Genomic DNA, 20,283 nt, shown 5'->3' with positions numbered 1-20,283 from the left:
CGCTTCCGAGCAGGAGGCGGGCGCCAGGCGAGTGATGCAATTACCCGGCAGCCCTGCTGGCGGCGCTCTTGCTTGCAGGGTATGGCATCGCCACGATCGCGGGGCCGGATTGCCGGGGCCGCTGGGCCCAAGATCGGCCCGTTTCAACCGGCGCTGACAAACCCGGGAGTAGCCCTTTGGCCACCATCATCCCCGTCGCCTCCTTCGATTGCGTCGTGTTCGGCGCCACCGGCGATCTGACCACCCGCAAGCTGCTGCCGGCCCTGTATTACCGTTACAAGGACGGGCAGATTCCCGGCACCAGCCGCATCATCGGCGCGTCCCGCTCGGAGATGAGCGTCGAGGCGTTCCGCGAGCGGGCGCGTGACGCGCTCAAGCGCTTCGTCCCGGCCCGCGACCTCGACGAGGACAAGCTTGCCGCCTTCCTAGACCATCTCGACTACGTGGCGGTGGACGGGGCCGGCGACGACGGCTGGGAGGATCTCGCCGCCAAGCTCGCCGAACGGCCGGACCAGGTGCGGCCCTATTATCTCGCCACCTCGCCGGATCTCTACGGCTCGATCTGCCGCAACCTTTCGGCCCATGGGCTCATCGGTGACAAGTCGCGGGTGGTGCTGGAAAAGCCCATCGGCAAAGATCTGAAATCGGCCCGCGCCATCAACGACGCGGTCGGCGAGGTCTTCCCCGAGGAGCAGATCTTCCGCATCGACCATTACCTCGGCAAGGAGACGGTGCAGAACCTGCTCGCCCTGCGCTTTGCCAACACCATTTTCGAGCGCCTGTGGACGGCGGACGTGATCGACCACGTCCAGATCACGGTGGGCGAGACGGTGGGGGTCGAGGGCCGTGCCGGTTACTACGACACGTCGGGGGCGCTCCGCGACATGGTGCAGAATCACCTGCTCCAGCTTCTCTGCCTGATGGCGATGGAGAGCCCGCTCACCCTCGACGCCAATTCGGTGCGGGACGAGAAGCTGAAGGTGCTGCGTGCGCTGAAGCCGATCACGCCCCACGACGTCCAGGCCGTCACCGTGCGCGGCCAGTACGCGGCCGGCGCAGTGGACGGCAAACCGGTTCAGGGCTACCGCGCCGATCTCGGCGGCGAGACGGAGAGCCGCACGGAGACCTTCGTCGCCCTCAAGCTCGAAGTTCAGTCCTGGCGCTGGGCCGGGGTGCCCTTCTACATCCGCACCGGCAAGCGCCTGCCCCAGAAGCTCTCCGAGATCGTGGTGCAGTTCCGCGCCTCTCCCTTCTCGATCTTCCCGGCCGAGTCCTTCGGGCGCGAGCCCAATCGCCTCGTCATCCGGCTTCAGCCGGAGGAGGGGATCAAGCTCGAAGTGATGACCAAGGACCCGGGACCGGGCGGCATGCGCCTGCGGCCGACCAACCTCGACATCTCCTTCGAGGAGACGTTCAAGCAGCGCTATCCCGATGCCTACGAGCGCTTGCTGATGGATGTGGTGCGCGGCAACGCCACCCTGTTCATGCGCCGCGACGAGGTGGAGGTGGCCTGGGCCTGGGCCGATTCGCTGCTGAAGGCCTGGGCGGACCGGCCCGAGCCGCCCCGCGCCTATCCGGCCGGAAGCTGGGGCCCAACCGCCGCCATCGCCCTGATCGAGCGGGACGGACGGACCTGGCACGAGGAAATGCACTGATCGGCGGGGGGGCGTCGTCTCAGGTGCTAAGTTATTTGTAAGACCGGAATAAAAACAACTAATCGGGCTCTCCCTCGACAGGCCGATGCCCGGCGCCTAAACCTCGGGAGAGTATCCACCCTCCAACGACAAGACCTACGCCCCCATGGAAAAGCTGGACTCGGCGGTCGGGATCAATCGCCGCTACCTCCACGACGAAGTCGTGGACCGGATGCGGGATCTCATCCAGTCGGGGGAACTCGAGCCACGGGCGCGGGTGAACGAGAGCGAGCTCACCGAGCGGTTCGGCATCTCGCGCACGCCCCTGCGCGAGGCGATCAAGATCCTCGCCACGGAAGGGCTGCTCGAACTGCTGCCCAACCGCGGGGCGCGGGTGGCCAGCCTGTCCCAGGTCGAGATCGAGGAAATGATCGAGGTCATCGCCGGCCTCGAGGCGACCGCGGCCGATCTCGCCTGCCGCACCATCGGCGACGAGGAGGTCGCCGAGATCGAGCGGGATCACCACGCCATGGTGAAGGCCTGGAAGGACGGCGAGGAGGCCACGTATTTCCGGCTCAATCGCACGATCCACGAAGCGATCATGGCCGCGAGCCGCAATTCTGTGCTGGGCAGCATCTACGCCAGCCTGTCGGGCCGCATCCAGCGCTCGCGCTATGCCGTTCACCAGACCGCCGAGCAATGGAGCCGTGCCGTCTCCGAGCACGAACGGATGATCGAACTCCTCCACGCCCGGAACGGTCCTGCGCTGGCGACGCTCATGCGCGACCATATCCGCTCCAAGACCCCGGTCATCGCCGAGAATTTCGGCGCGGGGACCTGAAGGGCCGACCCGACGACGGGACCCGGCCTCAGGACGCCGATCGGGTGCGGGACGTCGACGGGCAGGGCCGTCTCAGGCCGCGCGGATCGTGGCCAGGAAGCGCCCCACTTCCGCGTTGAGATGCTCCGATTCCCGGGAGAGTTCGGAGGCGGAGGCCAGCACCTGAGAGGCTGCGGCGCCCGTCTCCTCGGCGGCGCCCGCCACGCCCGCGATGTTGGTCGTCACCTCCCCAGTGCCCTCGGCGGCCTGGTTGATGTTGCGCACGATCTCCTGGGTCGCCGCCCCCTGCTCCTCCACTGCCGCCGCGATCGACGTGGCGACGGAACTGATCTCGCGGATGCGGGCGGTGATCGTTTCGATCGCCGTGACGGCTTGGCCGGTGGAGCCCTGGATCCGGCCGATCTGGCTGCCGATCTCGTCGGTGGCCCGCGCGGTCTGGTTGGCGAGTTCCTTCACCTCGGCCGCCACGACGGCAAAGCCCCGGCCCGCCTCGCCGGCACGGGCCGCCTCGATGGTGGCGTTGAGGGCGAGGAGGTTGGTCTGGCCAGCGATGGTGGCGATCATCGCGACGACGTCGCCGATCTTCGCCGCGGCGTCGCTCAGATCCCTCATCTGCGCGCCCGTCCGCGTCGCGTCCTCCACCGCCTGGTGCGCCAGGCTGGTGGAGCCATCCACCTGACGGCCGATCTCCATGACGGACGAACCGAGTTCCTCCGCCGCTGCCGCCACCATGGTGACGTTGGTGCCCGCCTGTTCGGCCGCCGCCGCTACGGCGACGGATTGGTGCGCCGTCTCCGTGGCGGTGCCGGACATGCCTTGGGAGGTCGAACGCAACTGCGTCGCCGCCGCCGAGACCCGGGTCAGGATATCGCCGACCGCATTCTCGAAACCGTCGGCCAAGGCCAGGGCGGCGGACCTGCGCTGGGCTTCCGCCCCGGCACGGGCCAGGGCGGCCTCACTCTCCAGGGCACGGGTACGGACCAGGTTGTCCCGGAAGGTGTCGAGGGTCGCGGCCATGGCGCCGATCTCGTCCCGCCGTCCGGTGCCGGGGATGGTGACCTCGGTATCGCCGGAGGCCAGACGGCGCATGGCGGCCGTCACCCGCTCGATGGGACGCGACACCCCGAAGAACGCGAAGGCCATGGCGGCCAGCGCCATGACGACGGCCGCGACCAGCATGATCTGCGTGGTGAAGACCGCCTGCGCCTGTTCCTCGCGCGCGGCCGCGCTGGCTGCCGCTCCGGCCCGGCCGTTGAATTCGACGAGCCTGCGTCCGGCCGCAGTCGCGGCGAGGTACTCGGCGTTCATCGGACCACGAAAACGCTCGGTGATCACCGCGCGCTGGGAGGGATCGATCTTGCTCAGGCCATTCCAGCCGTCGAGCATGATCTGCCACTTCGCACCGAACTCATCGAACAGCGCCTGCTCCTCGGGCGAACCGATGAGGAGACGATAGGCGTTCCTGTTCTTCTCGACGCTCTGGATCATCTCGCCGGCATTCTTGACGCTCAGGGCACGCTCGGCCTCGTCCTCCGCCATCAGGTAGCGGAACTGCCAGAGGCGGGTGCGCATCACCAGCGCATTCAGGGCATGGGCCGCATCGACCGAAGGTAGCGCATTCGAGGCCAGCAACTCGATCCGGCCACCGATGGCGTCGAGCTTCCGCAGAGCAACCACGCCCTGCACCGTGGTAATGATGGCGAGCGCGGTGAACAGGCCGATGAGCGTCGTCTTGATGGAGAGGCGCATGAAACGATCCGGGGAACGAGCGAATTTATGCAAAATCGCCGTGACCATGATGGCTAATTCCTAACGAAAGTTTGGTCTCCGCCCGAAAGCTTGCCGGCGATAGTCCACTCTTGTCGGCCGGCCGGTTTCACGCCGCGTCGCTGATCGAGCGCAGGTTGGCGACGAGATCGGAGAACCTGTCCCCTTGGACGATGACATGGGCGCGCAGCCGGTCCGACGCCGCGATCTCGTCGCCGGCGACGATGGCGGCGACGATGGCCTCGTGTTCGGCGAGGGATTGCCCCAGCCGGTGACGCGCTCTCAGCTGCATCCGCCGGAACGGGGTCAGGCGCCGGTGGAGAAGCCGCGCCTGCTCGCACAGGAAGTCGTTGCGGCAGGCGCGGTAGATCACCGTGTGGAAGACGTAATTCTCCTGGTAGTAGGTCTCGGGGTCCTCGTCGGCCGCCGCCGCCGCGCAGGCGGCGAGCGCCTGTTTCAAGGCGGTCTCGTCGGCCGCGATCAGCCGGCGGGCGGCGAGCCGGCCGCACGAGGCCTCGATCTCGGCCATCGTCTCGAACATCGCGACGAGCAGTTCTGGATCGGGCGCGCTGACGATGGCGCCCCGGCGCGGCTTGATCTCCACGAGGCCGGTCATCGCCAGCTGCAGCAACGCCTCGCGGATCGGCGTGCGCGAGACGCCGAAGCGCTCGGCCAGCTCGGTCTCGTCGAGGCGGGAGCCGATGGCCAGCCGACCATCCACGATCTCCGTCTCGATCGTCTGCCTGAGGCTGAGCGATCGGGTCATGGCGTTCCCGTCCTATAGGTCATGAAATTCGTTGCGATCCATTATTCAATGTCGTTGACAAAATATACAAGACATAGTTCGTTGGTATATCGAATGCGCATTGCAGTATAAATGTTGCGCCGCAAAACAGCGAGACCACAAAGGTCCGCCCGGGAGAGACGCCATGACGTTGACACGCCGCGCCCTCGTCGCATCCGGCCTCGCCGCCCCCGCTATCCTGTCGATGGGGCTGAAGGCCAAGGCGGCGACGACCCTGAAAATCTCGCACCAGTTCCCCGGCGGCACCATCGACGAGGGCGACTTCCGCGACCGCATGTGCCGCAAGTTCGCCGCTCTCCTGGCCGAGCGCTCGAAAGGCGCGCTGGAGGTGCAGGTCTATCCCGGCTCGTCGCTGATGAAGACGAACGCCCAGTTCGGCGCCATGCGCAAGGGCGCCCTCGATATGAGCCTCTACCCCTCGCCCTATGCGGGCGGCGAGGTGGCGGAGATGAATATCGGCCTGATGCCGGCGCTCGTGAGTTCCTACGAGCAGGCCGTCGCCTGGAAGGCGGCGCCGGTCGGCCGGAAGATCACCGAGATCCTCGATTCGAAGGGCATCCTCCTCGTCTCCTGGGTCTGGCAATCGGGCGGCGTCGCCAGCCGCGAGCGTCCCCTCTATGCGCCGGCGGACGCCAAGGGCCTCAAGGTCCGTGGCGGCTCGCGCGAGATGGACCTGATGATGAAGCAGGCGGGTGCTGCCACCCTGTCGATCCCGTCGAGCGAATCCTACGCCGCCATGCAGACCGGCGCCTGCGATGCGGTGATCACCTCGTCCACCAGCCTGATCTCGTTCCGCCTGGAGGAATTGTCGAAGTCCCTGACGTCCGGCCGCGAGCGCTCCTACTGGTTCATGCTCGAGCCGATCATGATGTCGAAGATCGCCTTCGAGCGCCTGCCCAAGGACCAGCAGGATCTCATCATGGCGATCGGCGCCGAACTCGAACCCTTCGGCCAGGCCGGCGCCAAGGCGGACGACACAAAGGTCGAGGAGATCTTCACCAAGGCCGGAGCCAAGGTCCAGAACCTCGACGAGAAGACGCTGGGCCAGTGGCGCGACATCGCCCGTGAGACTGCCTGGAAGGACTTCGCGGGCAAGTCGGCCAGCTGCGCCGAGCTCCTCAAGCTGGCGGAGCAGGTGTCGTGAGCCACGCCTTCGACGCGGCCTCGGCCGCTTCAGAGACCGCCGCGGCCGCGCCCGAGCCCCGGATCCCCGGGATTCTCGGGCATCTCGACAGGGGGATGAAGGCCATTAACCGGGTGATCATGCTGCTCGGCGGCATCGCCCTGGTCTGCGCCTGCCTCGTGCTCAGCTACAGCGTGGTCGTGCGCTATGCTTTGCACGAGCCCACCGATTGGCAGGACGAGATGGCGGTGTTCCTCATCGTGGGGGCCACCTTCTTCTCCGCCGCCGCCGTGCAGGCCAAGCGCGGCCATGTGGCGATCGAGGCCCTGAGCGGCCTGCTCTCGCCCCGCGTGAACCGGGCCCGCCTGCTGATGGCCGACATCATCAGCATCGTGTTCGTCACCTTCTTCGCCTGGAAGAGCTGGACGCTGCTGCACGAGGCCTGGGTCGACGGGCAGGTCTCGCAATCCTCCTGGGGGCCACCCCTGTGGATTCCCTACGCGCTCATGGCGATCGGCATGAGCTTCCTCGGCCTGCAATTCCTGCTGCAGATCGTCGAGGCGCTCACCTACGGCCCGCGCGCGGCGGGCTGGGCCAACCCGAAGGTCGGCCTCGGTGCCGATCTCAACAAGACTCCTCTGAAGACGGGCAACCACCCATGAGCGTCGCGGCCATCGGCTTCCTCTATGCGGGCGCGACGCTCAGCGCGATGCTCGCCGGTATCCCCATCGCCTTCGCCCTGGGCTTCGTCGCCCTGGCCTTCATGTTCTTCTTCATGCCCGGCGCCTCCCTCGATACGGTGGCGCAGAACGTCTACGAGGAAATGGCCTCCATCACCCTGCTATCGATCCCGCTCTTCATCCTGAAGGGCGCGGCCATCGGCCGGTCCAAGGCGGGGCAGGATCTCTACTCGGCCATGCATGCCTGGATGCACAAGATCCCGGGCGGCCTCGGCATCGCCAACGTCTTCGCCTGCGCGCTGTTCGCCGCCATGGCGGGGTCTTCGCCCGCCACCTGCTCGGCCATCGGCTCGGCGGGCATTCCGGAGATGAGGAAGCGCGGCTACTCGCCGGGCTTTGCCGCAGGCATCATCGCGGCGGGCGGAACCCTCGGCATCCTGCTGCCCCCCTCCATCACCATGATCCTTTACGCGGTCGCCGCCGAGCAGTCGCTGGGCCGCCTGTTCCTCGCCGGCATCGGGCCGGGCCTGCTGCTGGTCGGTCTGTTCGCCGCTTGGTCGGTCTACCGCTTCCGCTCGGAATACGCCGCCGCGAAGGACGCCTACGAGCGCCACGGCACCGCCTCGGCGATCCTGGCCGAGGACACCTACAGCATGCGCCAGCGCTTCTCGACGCTGCCGCGCGTGCTGCCCTTCGTGATCCTGCTCACCGGCGTGATGGTGGCACTCTATGGCGGCTACGCCACGCCCTCGGAGACGGCCGGCCTCGGCGGCCTCCTGGCCCTCGGCCTCATCGCGGTCATCTACGGCGTCTGGCGCCCGAAAGACGTGACCCCGATCCTCGCGGCGACCCTGCGGGAATCCACCATGCTGATGCTCATCATCGGCATGTCGCTGCTCTACGCCTACGTGATGAGCTACCTGCACATCTCCCAATCGGCGGCGGCCGCCATCGTGGCGATGCAGCTGTCCAAGTGGGTGCTGCTGGTGACGATCCTCGGCCTCGTGATCCTGCTCGGCTTCTTCCTGCCGCCGGTCTCGATCATCCTGATGACCGCGCCGATCATTCTGCCGCCGTTGAAGGCCGCCGGGTTCGACCTCGTCTGGTTCGGCGTGGTGATGACCATCACGATGGAGATGGGGCTGATCCACCCGCCGGTGGGCCTCAACATCTTCGTCATCAAGAACATCGCCCCCGACATCCCGCTGAAGGACATCATCTGGGGCACGCTGCCCTTCGTGATCCTGATGGCCGTGGCGATCCTGATCCTCTGCCTCGTCCCCGGCATCGCCATGTGGCTGCCGAACTGGCTCCTGCCCTCGACGCGGTGACGGAGACAACCACACGGCCCCCTTCTCCTGCCCATCCCAGGGGAAGGAGGCCGTGCCGTACGCCAAGAGGTGAGGCGGCGAAACCGGCGTGCGGTCAGAACCGCTCGGCCACGAAAGCCTCTGCCTCCGGCGACGTCTCCGCTGATTGGCTCTGCAGCAGGCCGATGACCTCGGCGGCGTCCTTGGCCACGAGGTAGTTCAGCTCCAGCCCCTCGCGGATGAAGCCCTGGTCGCGCATGTGGTCGAGGAGGGTCAGCAGCGGCGTCCAGAAATCGGCGATCGAGAGAAGCAGGATCGGCTTCTTGTGCTGGCCGAGCTGCGCCCAGGTGAGCTGCTCCACGAGTTCTTCCAGGGTCCCGATGCCACCGGGCAAGGCCACGAAGGCGTCGGACCGCTCGAACATCAGCCGCTTGCGGGTATGCATGTCGCCGACGACGATGGTCTCCTGGATGGCGTCCAGCATCCGCTCGCGCGATTTCAGGAAGTCGGGGATGATGCCGGTGACATGGCCGCCGGCATCGAGCACCGCCTGAGCCACCGTGCCCATCAGCCCCACATTGCCGCCGCCATAGACGAGGCCGAGCCCGGCTTCCGCCAGGGAGCGGCCAAGCGCCGCCGCGGCCTCGGCGAAGGCCGGGTCGCCCCCGAAGCCCGAGCCGCAATAGACGCAGACGTTTTTCACCGGGGCCATGCCGAGCCTCCCCCGATGAGGGGCAGGGAGGCGCCATCCAGGGGCCAAACTGCTGATTTCGTGAATGATCCCGCCTTTCGGGGGGAAGCGCGATTTGGTGTTGAGATCATGTCGGCTAGTATGTCGCCATCAATCGACGTTTTGTCGACAGCCAGAGTCGAAACCCGACGATGTTATCTGCCGCAAAGTCGAGGGATTTGAAGAGCGGGGGTGCCATGACGGCGCAGTGGCGGCGAGGCCTGATTCTCGCGGGCGGTGGCCTGCTGGCCGGATTCGCCCTGGTCGTCGTGCTGTTCGGCACCGGCGAGATGTTCAAGCTCGCGCAGGGCGACAAGCAGCCCGTCGCCGCGGCGACGTCGCCTCGGACGAAGGAGACCAGCACGCCCGAATCGCGGGCGGCGGAATCGCCCGCCGCTCCCGGCTCGCCGGTGACGCCTCCGGCGCGCCGCGATGAGGGGGCTTCGACGACGCCGGGAAAGTCGTCGGCGGGGGGCAGGGGCGCCACCGGGCAGACGGGCACCCCGCCGGCCGCGCAGGATCAGGCGCAGGCTCCGACCTTCGACATCATCCGCGTCGAGCCGACGGGCGAGACCGTGATCGCCGGTCGCGGAACCCCCAACACCACCGTCGAGATGCTGCGCGACAACCACCCGATTGCCCGTGCGCTCATCGACCCGTCCGGCCAGTTTGCCATCGTCCCGCCTGCGCTCCCCGCCGGTAGCAGCGAGATCACCCTGAGTTCGATCGGGGCCGACGGCCAGGGTCGGCAGGCGCGGGAGACCGTCATGGTGGTGGTCTCCGCCGACCGTACCACCAAGCCCCTCATCGCCCTGACGTCCCCCGACAAACCCACCGTCGTCCTGTCGCAGCCGGATCGTCCGGTGGATGCGGCCTCGGCCAAGGTGGCCGGCGGCGGTCCGAAGGGCGCCGGTGCGGACAAGTCCGGCAGCACGGCCAGGGCCCCGGGCGATCCAGCTCAAGCGAATGGCGCGGTTGCCGCCAAGCCTGAAGCGGCCGGTCCCGACTCGTCCGGCGCGCCGAAGCCGGATGCCGTGCCGGTGAAGGTCGTCAGTGTCGATGCGGAGGAGGGCGGACGCCTCTTCGTCACCGGGCAGGCGCCGGCCGGTGCCACCGTCCGCCTCTACATCAACGACGCCCAGATCGCGCCCGGCAGCGTCGGCGCCGACGGGCGGGTCTCGTTCACGATCGGGCGCGGGGTCGCCCCCGGCGATTACCGGATCCGTATCGATCAGGTGGATCCCGTCTCGGGCAAGGTGAAGAACCGGTCCGAAGTCGCCTTCTCCATGCCGCATGCGGCAAAGCCCGTGGTCGGTCCGCTACAGGACGCGCCGCCGAACGCGGCGCCGCCGACTCTCGCGGCCAAGCCTTCGCCGAGCGCCGCGCCGGCGGCGAGGCCGCATGCCAAATCCTCGCCGGTTCTTGCCTCGTCCCTCGGTCGCCCGATCCAGGGGGCACCCCAGGACGCCTCGCCGAGCGCGCCGGCCTCTGCCATGACGATGGGCCGGTCGCAGCCGAGCCCGACGACGGACGAAGCCGGCGCGAGAGCGGTGTCGGCCCTGGCGATCCAGCCCTCGTCCGCGCCTCAAAGCGTGTTCGTACCGGAGATCAACACCGCCCGGATCACCCGCGGCGACAGCCTCTGGGAGATCAGCCGGCGGGTCTACGGCAAGGGGACCCGATACACGGTGATCTTCGATGCCAACCAGCCGCAGATCCGCAACCCCGACCTGATCTATCCCGGCCAGATCTTCGTCGTCCCGTCCGAGAGTGCCTCCACGCTGCCGCAGGACAAGCGACGCAGCTGAGCCGCGACCGCGCATCCTGCATCCCGGCCCTGCGCCGCCGGGCGACTGTCTGGAACGGTTCGAGGGACTATATCGGGAGCTGAATTCGACCGCTCCCGGTCCCGCTGCCCGAGTTTGCCTGAATGAGCACCGATCCCACCTCCGCGGCGGGCGGCGGCACGACGCCGCCCGAGCGCCCCGGCCTGTTCGCCACCTATCGGCGCCTGTGGCCCTATCTCTGGCCCCATACCCGGCCGGACCTGCAGCGGCGCGTCTTCCTCGCCTTCGGCCTCCTCCTCGTCGCCAAGTTCGTGACGATGCTGACGCCCTTCACCTTCAAATGGGCGACCGACGCCCTCGTGGCGGCGGTGGGGGACAAGGACGGTCTCGGCGCGACGCTCCCCACGGGCCTGTTCGCGGCACCGATGCTGATGATCGGGCTCTACGGCCTGTCGCGGGTGATCATGGCCGTGCTCACCCAGGTGCGCGACGGGCTCTTCGCCAAGGTGGCGATGCATGCGGTGCGCCGCCTCGCGCTCCAGACCTTCGAGCACATGCACCGGCTCTCCCTGCGCTTCCACCTGGAGCGCAAGACCGGCGGCCTCACCCGCGTGCTGGAGCGCGGGCGCGGCGGCATCGAGGAACTCTCTCGCCTGATGGTGCTGACGCTGGTCCCCACCATCGTCGAGTTCCTCCTCGTCATCGGCGTCCTCGCCTACGAATTCGACTGGCTCTATTCGTTCGTCGTCTTCGTCATGGTGTCGGCCTACCTCGCCTTCACCTGGAAGGCGACGCAATGGCGGATCGAGATCCGCCGGCGGATGAACAACTCGGATACCGATGCCAACACCAAGGCCGTCGATTCACTGCTGAATTTCGAGACGGTGAAGTATTTCGGCGCCGAACTGCGCGAGGCCGAGCGCTACGACGGCTCCATGGCCAAATACGAGAAGGCCTCGACCCAGACCTACGTCTCGCTCGCCGTGCTCAATGCCGGCCAGGCCCTGATCTTCACCATCGGCATGACGGTGGTGATGTGGCTCGCCGCGCGGGACATCATGGTCGGCCGCACGACGCTCGGCGGGTTCGTCCTCGTCAACACGATGCTGGTGCAGCTCTCCATGCCGCTCAACTTCATGGGCATGATCTACCGGGAGATCAAACAGGCGCTCATCGACATCGACGACATGTTCCAGATCCTGCATCGCAACCCCGAGATCGCCGACAGGCCGGGCGCGAAACCCCTCGCCGTGTCGGACGGCGTGGTCCGGTTCGAAGATGTCCGCTTCGCCTACGACCCGGCACGGCCGATCCTGCGCGGCGTCAGCTTCGAAGTGCCGGCCGGGCGGACCATCGCCATCGTTGGCCCGTCGGGGGCCGGCAAATCGACCCTGTCGCGGCTTCTGTTCCGGTTCTACGAGCCGCAATCCGGCCGCATCCTCATCGACGGGCAGGACATCGCCGGGGTCGAACAGGGCAGCCTTCGGGCCGCCATCGGCATGGTCCCGCAGGACACCGTCCTGTTCAACGACACGATCGGTTACAACATCCGCTACGGCCAATGGGACGCGAGCGACGAGGCGGTCCGCGAGGCCGCTCGTCTCGCCCAGATCGACCGCTTCGTCTCTTCCCTGCCGGAGGGCTACGACACGCCGGTGGGCGAGCGCGGGCTGAAGCTGTCGGGCGGCGAGAAACAGCGCGTCGCCATCGCCCGCACTATTCTTAAGGGGCCGCCGATCTTGGTCCTCGACGAGGCGACCTCGGCCCTCGATTCCTTTACCGAGCGCGAGATCCAGGACGCGCTCGACAAGGTGAGCCGTGGCCGCACCACCCTCGTCATCGCCCACCGCCTGTCGACGGTGGTCAATGCGGACGAGATCATCGTCCTCGACCGGGGCGTGATCGTCGAGCGCGGCGACCATCAGAGCCTGCTCGATCTCGGCGGTGTCTATGCCTCCCTGTGGAGCCGTCAGCGCGAGGCCGACGAGGCCCGCGAGATTCTCAAGAGGGCGGAGGAGCGGCGGGCCGACGAGGAAGTGTCACTCTCCGATGTGCAGGCCAATCCTCAACCGATGAGGCCTGTCGTTCCGGAGCCGATGCCCGCCGAATAGGGCATCGGCAAGAGGGCATCGGCAAGGGGACATGGCCATGCGCGATCATGGATGGTCGTATCCACGATGCGATGACTGTTCAGGAGGGGGCGCGGTAAGAAACTCTATTGACCAGTATTTCATGCCGGCTTGTGCCGCTCATTAACTACCTGAGCCGAATGGTCTTGACCGGCATGGGCACCGCGATATTTTACGAGAAATATTACGTAAAAGGCGCGGCAACATGGTGCTTCCCGAAGATATCCGCGACACGCTCAAGAGCGTCGCGGCCCTGACCGAGGTGGTCGACAGTCTCGGAGAAGACGACAACCTGTTCGACAGAGGCCTGGACTCGTTCGGTTCGGTCCAGCTGATGCTCGCGCTCGAAGAACGCTACAACATCGAGTTCCCCGATAACCTCCTCAACCGGCGCTCCTTCTCCACCATCCGCATCATCGTCGAGACGGTGAGCAAGCTGACCGTTTCGGCAGCCGCATGACCGACATCGCCATCCGCGCCAAGCGGGTCGCTTCTGTCGCTGCCCTCCATGCCGACGACGTCGACCGTCAGGCCCGCTTTCCCGCCGAGGCGGTGACGGCTCTCAAGGCGGAGCGCCTGATCGGGATGCAGATCCCCATGCAGTTCGGCGGCGAGAGCGCGAGCCTGTCGCAGATCGCCGAGGTCTGCTTCACCCTGTCCCAGGCCTGTTCCGCTGCGGCGATGGTCTTCGCCATGCACCAGATCAAGGTCGCGAGCCTCGTCTCGCACGGCCTCGACAGCGAGTGGCATTGCACCCTGATGGAAAGGGTGGCGCGCGATCAGCTCCTCTTCGCCTCGGCCACCACCGAGGGGGGCATCGGCGGCGACCTGCGCAACAGCCTCTGCGCGGTCGAGACGGCGGGCGACGTGTTCCATTTCGCTAAGGACGCCACCGTCATCTCCTACGGTGCCCATGCCGACGTGATCCTCGCCACCGGTCGCCGTCATCCGGAGGCGTCCTCGTCGGATCAGGTCCTCGTGGCCTTGATGAAGGGACAGATGTCCCTGGAGCGCACGAGCACCTGGGATACGCTGGGCATGCGCGGCACCTGCAGCGACGGGTTCAAGCTGGAAGCCCGCGACGTGCCGGTGGCGCAGATCCTGCCCAAGCCCTTCGCCGAGATCGCGGCGCAGTCCATGCTCGCCTGGTCGCACCTGCTCTGGAGCAGCGTCTGGTTCGGCATCGCCAGCCATGCCCTCGACAGGGCCAGGGCCTATGTCCAGGGCGAAGCCCGGCGTCGGCCGGGCCAGGTTCCGCCCGGCGCCCTGCGTCTGGCAGAAGCCGCCAACGAACTCCAGGCCATGAAGGCGACGGTGATCGCCGCCCTCAAGCGCTACGAGGCGGCGCAGGGCGACGCCGACGAACTCGGCTCCATCGGGTTCGCCGTCATGCTCAACAACGTCAAGACGACGATCTCCGACAAGGCGGTCGACATCGTCCAGCGCGCGCTGGGGATCGTCGGGCTCTCCGGCTACAAGAACGGCACTCCGTTCAGCCTCGGCCGGCAACTCCGCGACGTGCTGTCGGCGCCGCTGATGATCAACAACGACCGCATCCTCGCCAACACCGCAAACCTCCTGCTCGTGCAGAAGGGCGGGGGCCAGCTCCTGAGCGCATGATGGACCAGCTTCCCGCCCGCGATCCCGTGTCCGGGCCGCGCTCCCTGCTGGACCGGCTCTTCGACCAGGGCCTCCTCGTTCGCACCGGCGTCGACGGGCTCTATGGGCGCAGCGGCGAGTTCGAGAGCGTGGTCGAGGCCGTGGACCGGATCGCCACCCGGCTCGGCGCCGGCGACGGGGCCGAATCCCTCCGCTTCCCCCCCGGCATGAGCCGGCCGGCCTTCGAGCGCAGCGGTTACCTCAAGGGGTTTCCCAACCTCGCCGGCACCATCCACTGCTTCTGCGGAAACGACGCCGATCACGCTCGGCTGCTGGCCTGTATCGAGGCCGGCACCGACTGGACCGGCGGCCAGGCCGCCAGCGAGATCGTGCTGACGCCCGCCGCCTGCTACCCGCTCTACCCGGTGGCCGCGGCGCGCGGGGCGCTGCCCGAAGGCGGGCTGCTGTTCGACCTGCAATCCTACTGCTTCCGCCACGAGCCCTCGCTGGAGCCGACGCGGATGCAGATGTTCCGCATGCGCGAATACGTGCGCATGGGCAGTCCCGATCAGGTTCTCGCCTTCCGCGAGCTCTGGCTGGAGCGCGGCACCGCGATGATGCGCGAACTCGGCCTGCCGATCGCGGTGGACCCGGCCAACGATCCGTTCTTCGGCCGCGCCGGGCGCATGCTCGCCAACAACCAGCGCGCCCAGGGGCTGAAATTCGAACTGAACGTGCCCGTCAATAGCGAGGAGAAGCCCACCGCCTGCCTCAGTTTCAATTACCACCAGGACCATTTCGGCACGATCTGGGATATCCGGCAGGCCGATGGCGAGGTGGCGCACACCGCCTGCGTCGGGTTCGGGTTGGAGCGGATCACCCTGGCGCTGCTCCGCCATCACGGCCTCGACATCGAGGCGTGGCCGGACGTCGTGCGCGACCGGCTCTGGGGCTAGAAGGTGTCCGCCACCGCCCTCCGCGAAGAGGCTTCGGACCCGTCGCCATCCGCCTCCCATGCCCTTCATGGCTCCGACCGGATCTGGCCGGAGACGAACTGCTACGTCGATCTCTGGATCGAGCTGCTGCACGGCCGGGGCCTCGTGCCGGAAGCCATGCTCGGCTTCACCCTGCGGCAGGATTTCGAAGGCGACCAGTTCACCTTCTTCAAGCCTCCGCCCGGCGACATCGAACGGCTCTACGGATTGTCGATCCAGGAACTCGCGATCTTCGAGAGCCTGGAGGCGCATGCCGGCGTGCAGGTCGCGCGCGGATGCCCGGTCCTCGTGGAAGTGGACGCGATCCACCTGCCCGACACAGTCGGCACTACCTATGGTCGCGAGCATGGCAAGACCACGATCGGGATCCTCGGCCTCGAGGCGGGCGAGCGCCGGCTCGACTACCTCCACAATGCCGGCCGCTTCCGTCTCCAGGGGGGCGATTACGACGGCATCTTCGCCGCCGGAATCCTTTTCCCCTATGCCGAATTCGTGAAGCCGGTCGGCCCGCCGCTCACGCCGGACGACCTGCCCCGTGCCGCCCTCGACCTGCTGCGCCATCACCGGCGCTTCGCGCCACGCGCCAATCCGATCCTCGCTTTCCGGGATGCCCTGGCGGAACGGGTGGAGGTGCTGGTGCAGAACCCGCTCAGCGTCTTCCACGGCTACGCCTTCAACACGACCCGCCAACTCGGAGCCAATTTCGAGCTTCTCGGCAGCCATCTCGCATGGCTCGACAGCCATGGCGTTGCCGACATGTCTTCCGGCTCGGAACTGGCGCAAAAGCTCGCGGCGGAAGCCAAGGCCTTCCAGTTCCAGCTAGCGCGCGCCTTCGGCCGGCGCAACGCCGCGGGTCTCTGCCAACGCCTCGACGGGCTGGCCGGCACCTACGATGCGGTCTTCGCCGCCCTCGACCGCGCGCTGTCCTGAGAGGCATCGCGGTGGCGCGTATCCTCGCCGTCGACGGCGTACCGGCCCTTAACGTCGAGGGACCTTGGCACCTGGTGGTGACGCCGTCGAACGCCTGCGCGACACCCCGCGACCTGCCGGGCGAGGGATGGATCGCGGCCCGCGTTCCCAGCACGGCGGCGGCCTCCTTGCGCGAGGACGGGCTCTGGTCCGAGGCGGCGCCGACGCCGCTCCACGAGTCCGATGTCTGGTATCGAGCCACTCTCTCCGGCACCGGCCGCGAGCGACTGCGCTTCGAGGGGCTGGCGACACTCAGTGAGATCTGGATCGACGGGGTGCTCGCCAGTACCGGTCGCTCGATGTTCCTGGCCCGGGAGGTCGAGGCGGATCTCTCGGGCGAGACCGACATCGCCCTCTGCTTCCGCTCGCTTTCGGCCGAGTTGGCGCGCCCGCACAAGCGTGGCCGCTGGCGACCGCTCCTGGCGACGCCGGGCTCGCTGCGCCATGTCCGCACCAGCCTGCTCGGCTTCATGCCGGGCTGGTGCCCGTCCATCGACAGCGTCGGCCCCTATCGGCCGGTGACGCACAAAGTTCTTCGCGGGGACGATGTGGATATCGCGTCCGTCGATCTGCGCACGGCCCTCGATGGCGGGACGGGACGCCTCACCGTGCGGATCGAACTCGACGGCGTAGCCGAGGGACCGGCGTTCCTGATCTGCGACGGCCGCGAGGTCGCCCTTCGTCAGGTCGCCCCCGGAGGGTTCGAGGGCGAACTCCTGTTGCCGGACATCGCCCCGTGGTGGCCCCACACCCATGGCGAGCCGAGGCTTCACGCGGTTGACGTTTCGGTCGCGGGCAGGCGCATCGATCTCGGCCGCGTCGGCTTCCGCACCATCGCCCTGACCCGCCCGTTCGAGGAGGGGTTGAGCCTCGCGATCAATGGCGTGCCGGTCTACTGCCGCGGCGCCTGCTGGACGCCGCCCGACCTCGTCGGCCTCCCCGGCGATCGCGACAGTTATCGGCCCCTTCTCGATCTGGCGCGGGAGGCCGGTATGAACATGCTGCGCGTCCCCGGAATCACGCTCTACGAAGCTTCAGCTTTCCATGATCTCTGCGATGAACTCGGCATCCTGGTCTGGCAGGATCTGATGCTCGCCAATTTCGACTATCCCACCGACGATCCCGCCTTCCGCGAAATCCTCGTCGAGGAGATCACACAGTTCCTCGACCGCACGCAGACCTCGCCCTCGCTCTGCGTGCTGTCGGGCGGAAGCGAGGTCTGGCAGCAGGCGGCGATGCTCGGTTTCCCGCGCACGGTCTGGGCCGGCAGCTTCGTCACGGAGGCGCTTCCCGATCTGGTGGCCAGGACCAGGCCCGACCTCGTCGTGGTGCTCAACTCCCCCTCGGGCGGCGATCTACCCTTCTCCACCTCCGCCGGGGTGACGCATTATTATGGCGTCGGCGCCTATCGCCGTCCGTTCGAGGATGCCCGCCGGGCCGAGGTCGGATTCGCCTCCGAATGCCTCGCCTTCGCCAACGTGCCGGCCGCCACGACCCTCGCCGAATGCGGCCTCACCGATCCGGCCTCGTCACGATGGGCAGCGGGCATCCCCCGCGACCGGGGGGCGGATTGGGATTTCGAGGGCGTGCGCGACCATTATGTGGCGACGCTGTTCAGTGCCGATCCCGACCGGCTCCGCCGGGAGGATCCCGAGCGCTACCTCGCGCTCGGCCGCGCGGCGAGCGGCGCGTGCATGGAGGCGGTGTTCGCAGAATGGCGCCGGGTGCGCTCGCCCAATGCCGGCGGACTGGTCTGGTTTTTTCGCGATCTCGCGCCGGGGGCGGGATGGGGCCTCGTCGACTGCCTCGGGCGTCCGAAACCCGCCTGGTACGCCCTCAAGCGCGCGTTCAGGCCGGTCCAGGTCACCCTGTCCGACGAAGGCTTGAACGGACTCCATCTCCATGTCCACAACGAGACGGCGCAGCGGCTCGATGCGACCCTCCGCCTCGCCTTCACCGATGCGGGCGGCCGGGTGGTCGTCGGGGCCGAGCGGGTGATCGAGGTCGGCCCGCGCGGCTCCGCCTCATGGTCCTCGGCGGAACTGCTGGGGCGCTTCTTCGACGCCACCCACGCCTACCGGTTCGGGCCGCCGGCCCATGTGCTCGGCCATGCGAGCCTCACCGAAGCGAGCACCGGTGCGGTGATCGCCGAGGCGTTTCACTACCCGCAGGGGCGGGATTCCGAACCGCGTGATCTGGGTCTCAGCGCCGCGCTCATCGCCGATCGATCCGGCTGGGCGCTCCAGATCGCCACCGGACTGCATGCCCTCGACATCCAGATCGAGACCACGCTCGGACGGCCGTTGGACAATGGTTTCTCCCTCGCGCCGGGGGCGAGCCGTCTCGTGCCGCTTCTCGGCACTTCGGAGACAGCGCCCGAGCCGGCGGGACGCATCAGCGCCATCAATGGCATCGAGGTCGTGAGGTTCGGTCGGGATGGCGTTTGAGACAGTCCCTGTCGGGAGCGATGCCGCTGTGTCGCCCCTGCCGCTGAGCCCCGTCGCCTTCGACGGTCTGTTCGGCTGGTTCGGCCCAGGGATCTCGCGCCGGGGTGTCGTCCTGTGCGCCACCCACGGCTACGAGCAGCTTTCGGCGCATCGCCCCTGGCGGGCGCTCGCCGAGGGGATCGCCGCCACCGGCTGCGCCACCCTGAGCTTCGACTATCCCGGAACGGGCGATTCCTCCGACGCGGATGCCGACAGCGTCGAGGGCCGGGTGCGGGCGATCCGCCGGGCGGTCCGCCATCTCCGCGACGAGGCGGGGGTGGAGGAGATCGTCCTCGTCGGGCTTCGCCTCGGCGGCACGCTCGCGGCCCTGGCGGCGGAGGGGGATCACGTCGACCGGCTCGTCCTGCTGGCGCCCTTCGCGACCGGGCGCGCTTATTTGCGCGAAATGAAGATGCAGTCGCGCACCATCGGGCGCCTGCCGGACGGATCGCCACTGCCGCAGGAGGAGGGCTGCCTCACCGTGGGCGGATTCCATCTCGGTCCCGCTCTCGCCGCCGAACTTTCCGTCATCGACCTCACCAAGGCCGAGCGGGCGCCGGCTCCCGACATCCTGCTCGTCGGGGCTGAGGCCGGCGGGCTCGGCCCCCGTTACGCAGCGCTGGGGGCGCGGGTGACGACGCGGCCCTTTCCCGGCCTCGCCGCCCTCGTCGCCAACCCGCTCTATGCCGAGACGCCGGACGAGGTCTTCTCGGCGGTGATCGCTTCCGTCGCCGAAGGGGCGCAGCCCCGTCCCGTCCCGGCCGCCGCGCTCCCGCCGCTCCCGGCCGATCCGATCCGGGGGGACGGCTGGTGGGAGGAGCCCTCGCGGTTCGGCCCGTCTCTGTTCGGCATCCTCTGCCATCCGCGCGACGTGGAAGCGGCGCGGCCGATGGTGCTCTTCGTCAATGCGGGCACCAACGTGCATTCCGGCTGGGGGCGGCAGACGACCACGCTCGCGCGACGTCTCGCCGGCCAGGGCTTTCCGTCCCTGCGCATGGACCTGCGCGGCATCGGCGACAGTCCGAACCGGCCGGGCGGTGCGTCTCCCCTCTACAGCCTCGACGCGCTCGACGATGTCCGCGCCGCCCTCGACCGTCTTGAGACCGTTCGATCTGGCCCGATCGTCATCGTGGGCGCCTGCAGCGGGGCCTATCTCGCCTTCCGGGCCGTCTGCCGCGAGGAGAGGCTGAAGGGCGCGGTGCTGGTCAACCCCTATTGCTTCGACTGGAACCCGGCGGACGACGTGGACAGCGTTATCCGCAACGTGTTCCGGAACGCCTCGACCTATGCCGGCCTGCTGAAGCAGGGAGCCGCATGGCGACGCCTCGCGCGCGGCGAAATCCGCGTCGGCGCCATCGCGCGGGCGATCACCCGGGCCGCCATCGGGCGGGTGGGTAAGCGGCTCGCCCTCCTGCTCCGGCCCCGCCC

The 20,283-nt window shown here is 68.0% G+C and carries 16 protein-coding genes; 13 read left to right on the top strand and 3 right to left on the bottom strand.

All coding sequences use genetic code 11. The features are described 5' to 3' along the window. Nucleotides 1-176: 176 nt before the first annotated feature. Both zwf and FV220_RS11860 read left to right on the top strand, forming a co-directional pair. Nucleotides 177-1,655, top strand: a complete 1,479-nt coding sequence (gene zwf / locus FV220_RS11865; protein ID WP_147831569.1) for a glucose-6-phosphate dehydrogenase — start codon at nucleotides 177-179, stop codon at nucleotides 1,653-1,655. A 145-nt stretch (nucleotides 1,656-1,800) separates the two neighbouring features. After that, the gene (locus FV220_RS11860; protein WP_056139898.1) at nucleotides 1,801-2,475 is read left to right on the top strand and encodes a GntR family transcriptional regulator; all 675 of its coding nucleotides are present in this window, start codon (nucleotides 1,801-1,803) and stop codon (nucleotides 2,473-2,475) included. Nucleotides 2,476-2,547: 72 nt separating this feature from the next. Here the strand turns inward: FV220_RS11860 and FV220_RS11855 are convergent, their stop codons facing one another. Then, nucleotides 2,548-4,224 carry a methyl-accepting chemotaxis protein gene (locus tag FV220_RS11855; RefSeq protein WP_147831567.1) on the bottom strand — a complete coding sequence of 559 codons (1,677 nt, stop codon included), beginning with the start codon at nucleotides 4,222-4,224 and terminating at the stop codon, nucleotides 2,548-2,550. A gap of 127 nt (nucleotides 4,225-4,351) precedes the next feature. Beyond that, nucleotides 4,352-5,008, bottom strand: a complete 657-nt coding sequence (locus tag FV220_RS11850) for a GntR family transcriptional regulator (RefSeq protein ID WP_056139904.1) — start codon at nucleotides 5,006-5,008, stop codon at nucleotides 4,352-4,354. Between the two features lie 163 nt (nucleotides 5,009-5,171). Here FV220_RS11850 and dctP point away from each other — a divergent pair, with 163 nt between their 5' ends. Genes dctP through FV220_RS11835 form a run of 3 tightly spaced genes read left to right on the top strand, consistent with a single transcriptional unit; the run spans nucleotide 5,172 to nucleotide 8,181 of the window. Beyond that, a complete protein-coding gene (gene dctP / locus FV220_RS11845; RefSeq protein WP_018045349.1) occupies nucleotides 5,172-6,191 on the top strand; it encodes a TRAP transporter substrate-binding protein DctP in 1,020 nt (339 codons plus the stop codon). Further along, on the top strand, nucleotides 6,188-6,832 hold the full coding sequence (locus tag FV220_RS11840; RefSeq protein ID WP_018045348.1) for a TRAP transporter small permease: 645 nt from the start codon (nucleotides 6,188-6,190) through the stop codon (nucleotides 6,830-6,832). Before dctP ends, FV220_RS11840 begins: the two co-directional genes overlap by 4 nt. Next, nucleotides 6,829-8,181: a TRAP transporter large permease gene (locus tag FV220_RS11835; RefSeq protein WP_018045347.1), complete on the top strand. Its 1,353-nt coding sequence runs from the start codon at nucleotides 6,829-6,831 to the stop codon at nucleotides 8,179-8,181. The genes FV220_RS11840 and FV220_RS11835 overlap by 4 nt, the downstream gene beginning before the upstream one ends. Before the next feature lie 94 nt (nucleotides 8,182-8,275). On the opposite strand, the gene FV220_RS11830 is transcribed toward FV220_RS11835, so the two are convergent. Beyond that, nucleotides 8,276-8,872 (bottom strand): TIGR00730 family Rossman fold protein, encoded by a 597-nt coding sequence (locus FV220_RS11830; protein ID WP_147831565.1) that lies wholly within the window; start codon nucleotides 8,870-8,872, stop codon nucleotides 8,276-8,278. A gap of 215 nt (nucleotides 8,873-9,087) precedes the next feature. Between FV220_RS11830 and FV220_RS11825 the strand changes: the two genes are divergently transcribed. The 8 genes from FV220_RS11825 to FV220_RS11790 all read left to right on the top strand — a co-directional run. Further along, nucleotides 9,088-10,698 carry a LysM peptidoglycan-binding domain-containing protein gene (locus FV220_RS11825; protein WP_147831563.1) on the top strand — a complete coding sequence of 537 codons (1,611 nt, stop codon included), beginning with the start codon at nucleotides 9,088-9,090 and terminating at the stop codon, nucleotides 10,696-10,698. Nucleotides 10,699-10,820: 122 nt separating this feature from the next. Next, nucleotides 10,821-12,788 (top strand): ABC transporter ATP-binding protein/permease, encoded by a 1,968-nt coding sequence (locus tag FV220_RS11820; protein ID WP_147831561.1) that lies wholly within the window; start codon nucleotides 10,821-10,823, stop codon nucleotides 12,786-12,788. Nucleotides 12,789-13,011: 223 nt separating this feature from the next. After that, on the top strand, nucleotides 13,012-13,266 hold the full coding sequence (locus tag FV220_RS11815; RefSeq protein ID WP_056139923.1) for an acyl carrier protein: 255 nt from the start codon (nucleotides 13,012-13,014) through the stop codon (nucleotides 13,264-13,266). Beyond that, nucleotides 13,263-14,426 (top strand): acyl-CoA dehydrogenase family protein, encoded by a 1,164-nt coding sequence (locus FV220_RS11810; RefSeq protein ID WP_147831560.1) that lies wholly within the window; start codon nucleotides 13,263-13,265, stop codon nucleotides 14,424-14,426. Before FV220_RS11815 ends, FV220_RS11810 begins: the two co-directional genes overlap by 4 nt. Further along, nucleotides 14,426-15,361 carry an amino acid--[acyl-carrier-protein] ligase gene (locus FV220_RS11805; RefSeq protein WP_147831586.1) on the top strand — a complete coding sequence of 312 codons (936 nt, stop codon included), beginning with the start codon at nucleotides 14,426-14,428 and terminating at the stop codon, nucleotides 15,359-15,361. Before FV220_RS11810 ends, FV220_RS11805 begins: the two co-directional genes overlap by 1 nt. Nucleotides 15,362-15,364: 3 nt before the next feature. Then, nucleotides 15,365-16,330 carry a DUF1839 family protein gene (locus FV220_RS11800; RefSeq protein ID WP_147831558.1) on the top strand — a complete coding sequence of 322 codons (966 nt, stop codon included), beginning with the start codon at nucleotides 15,365-15,367 and terminating at the stop codon, nucleotides 16,328-16,330. Nucleotides 16,331-16,341: 11 nt separating this feature from the next. After that, entirely contained in the window at nucleotides 16,342-18,816 is a 2,475-nt protein-coding gene (locus FV220_RS11795; RefSeq protein WP_147831556.1) for a glycoside hydrolase family 2 protein, read from the top strand. A 28-nt stretch (nucleotides 18,817-18,844) separates the two neighbouring features. Further along, nucleotides 18,845-20,283, top strand: a 1,439-nt coding sequence (locus FV220_RS11790; RefSeq protein ID WP_246689441.1) for an alpha/beta fold hydrolase, incomplete at its 3' end; no start/stop codon positions are given.

The organism is Methylobacterium sp. WL19 (assembly GCF_008040005.1).
Taxonomy (GTDB): domain Bacteria; phylum Pseudomonadota; class Alphaproteobacteria; order Rhizobiales; family Beijerinckiaceae; genus Methylobacterium; species Methylobacterium bullatum.
Note: the sequence above shows the minus strand (reverse complement) of the source record. Positions and strands in the feature narration are given on the sequence as shown.

What these genes read in the sequence shown, in the direction of transcription:
- FV220_RS11860 (WP_056139898.1), top strand. Translation starts at nt 1,801, where the DNA reads ATGGAAAAGCTGGACTCGGCGGTCGGGATCAATCGCCGCTACCTCCAC.
- FV220_RS11855 (WP_147831567.1), bottom strand. Translation starts at nt 4,224, where the DNA reads ATGCGCCTCTCCATCAAGACGACGCTCATCGGCCTGTTCACCGCGCTC.
- FV220_RS11850 (WP_056139904.1), bottom strand. Translation starts at nt 5,008, where the DNA reads ATGACCCGATCGCTCAGCCTCAGGCAGACGATCGAGACGGAGATCGTG.
- dctP (WP_018045349.1), top strand. Translation starts at nt 5,172, where the DNA reads ATGACGTTGACACGCCGCGCCCTCGTCGCATCCGGCCTCGCCGCCCCC.
- FV220_RS11835 (WP_018045347.1), top strand. Translation starts at nt 6,829, where the DNA reads ATGAGCGTCGCGGCCATCGGCTTCCTCTATGCGGGCGCGACGCTCAGC.
- FV220_RS11830 (WP_147831565.1), bottom strand. Translation starts at nt 8,872, where the DNA reads ATGGCCCCGGTGAAAAACGTCTGCGTCTATTGCGGCTCGGGCTTCGGG.
- FV220_RS11825 (WP_147831563.1), top strand. Translation starts at nt 9,088, where the DNA reads ATGACGGCGCAGTGGCGGCGAGGCCTGATTCTCGCGGGCGGTGGCCTG.
- FV220_RS11820 (WP_147831561.1), top strand. Translation starts at nt 10,821, where the DNA reads ATGAGCACCGATCCCACCTCCGCGGCGGGCGGCGGCACGACGCCGCCC.
- FV220_RS11815 (WP_056139923.1), top strand. Translation starts at nt 13,012, where the DNA reads ATGGTGCTTCCCGAAGATATCCGCGACACGCTCAAGAGCGTCGCGGCC.
- FV220_RS11810 (WP_147831560.1), top strand. Translation starts at nt 13,263, where the DNA reads ATGACCGACATCGCCATCCGCGCCAAGCGGGTCGCTTCTGTCGCTGCC.
- FV220_RS11805 (WP_147831586.1), top strand. Translation starts at nt 14,426, where the DNA reads ATGGACCAGCTTCCCGCCCGCGATCCCGTGTCCGGGCCGCGCTCCCTG.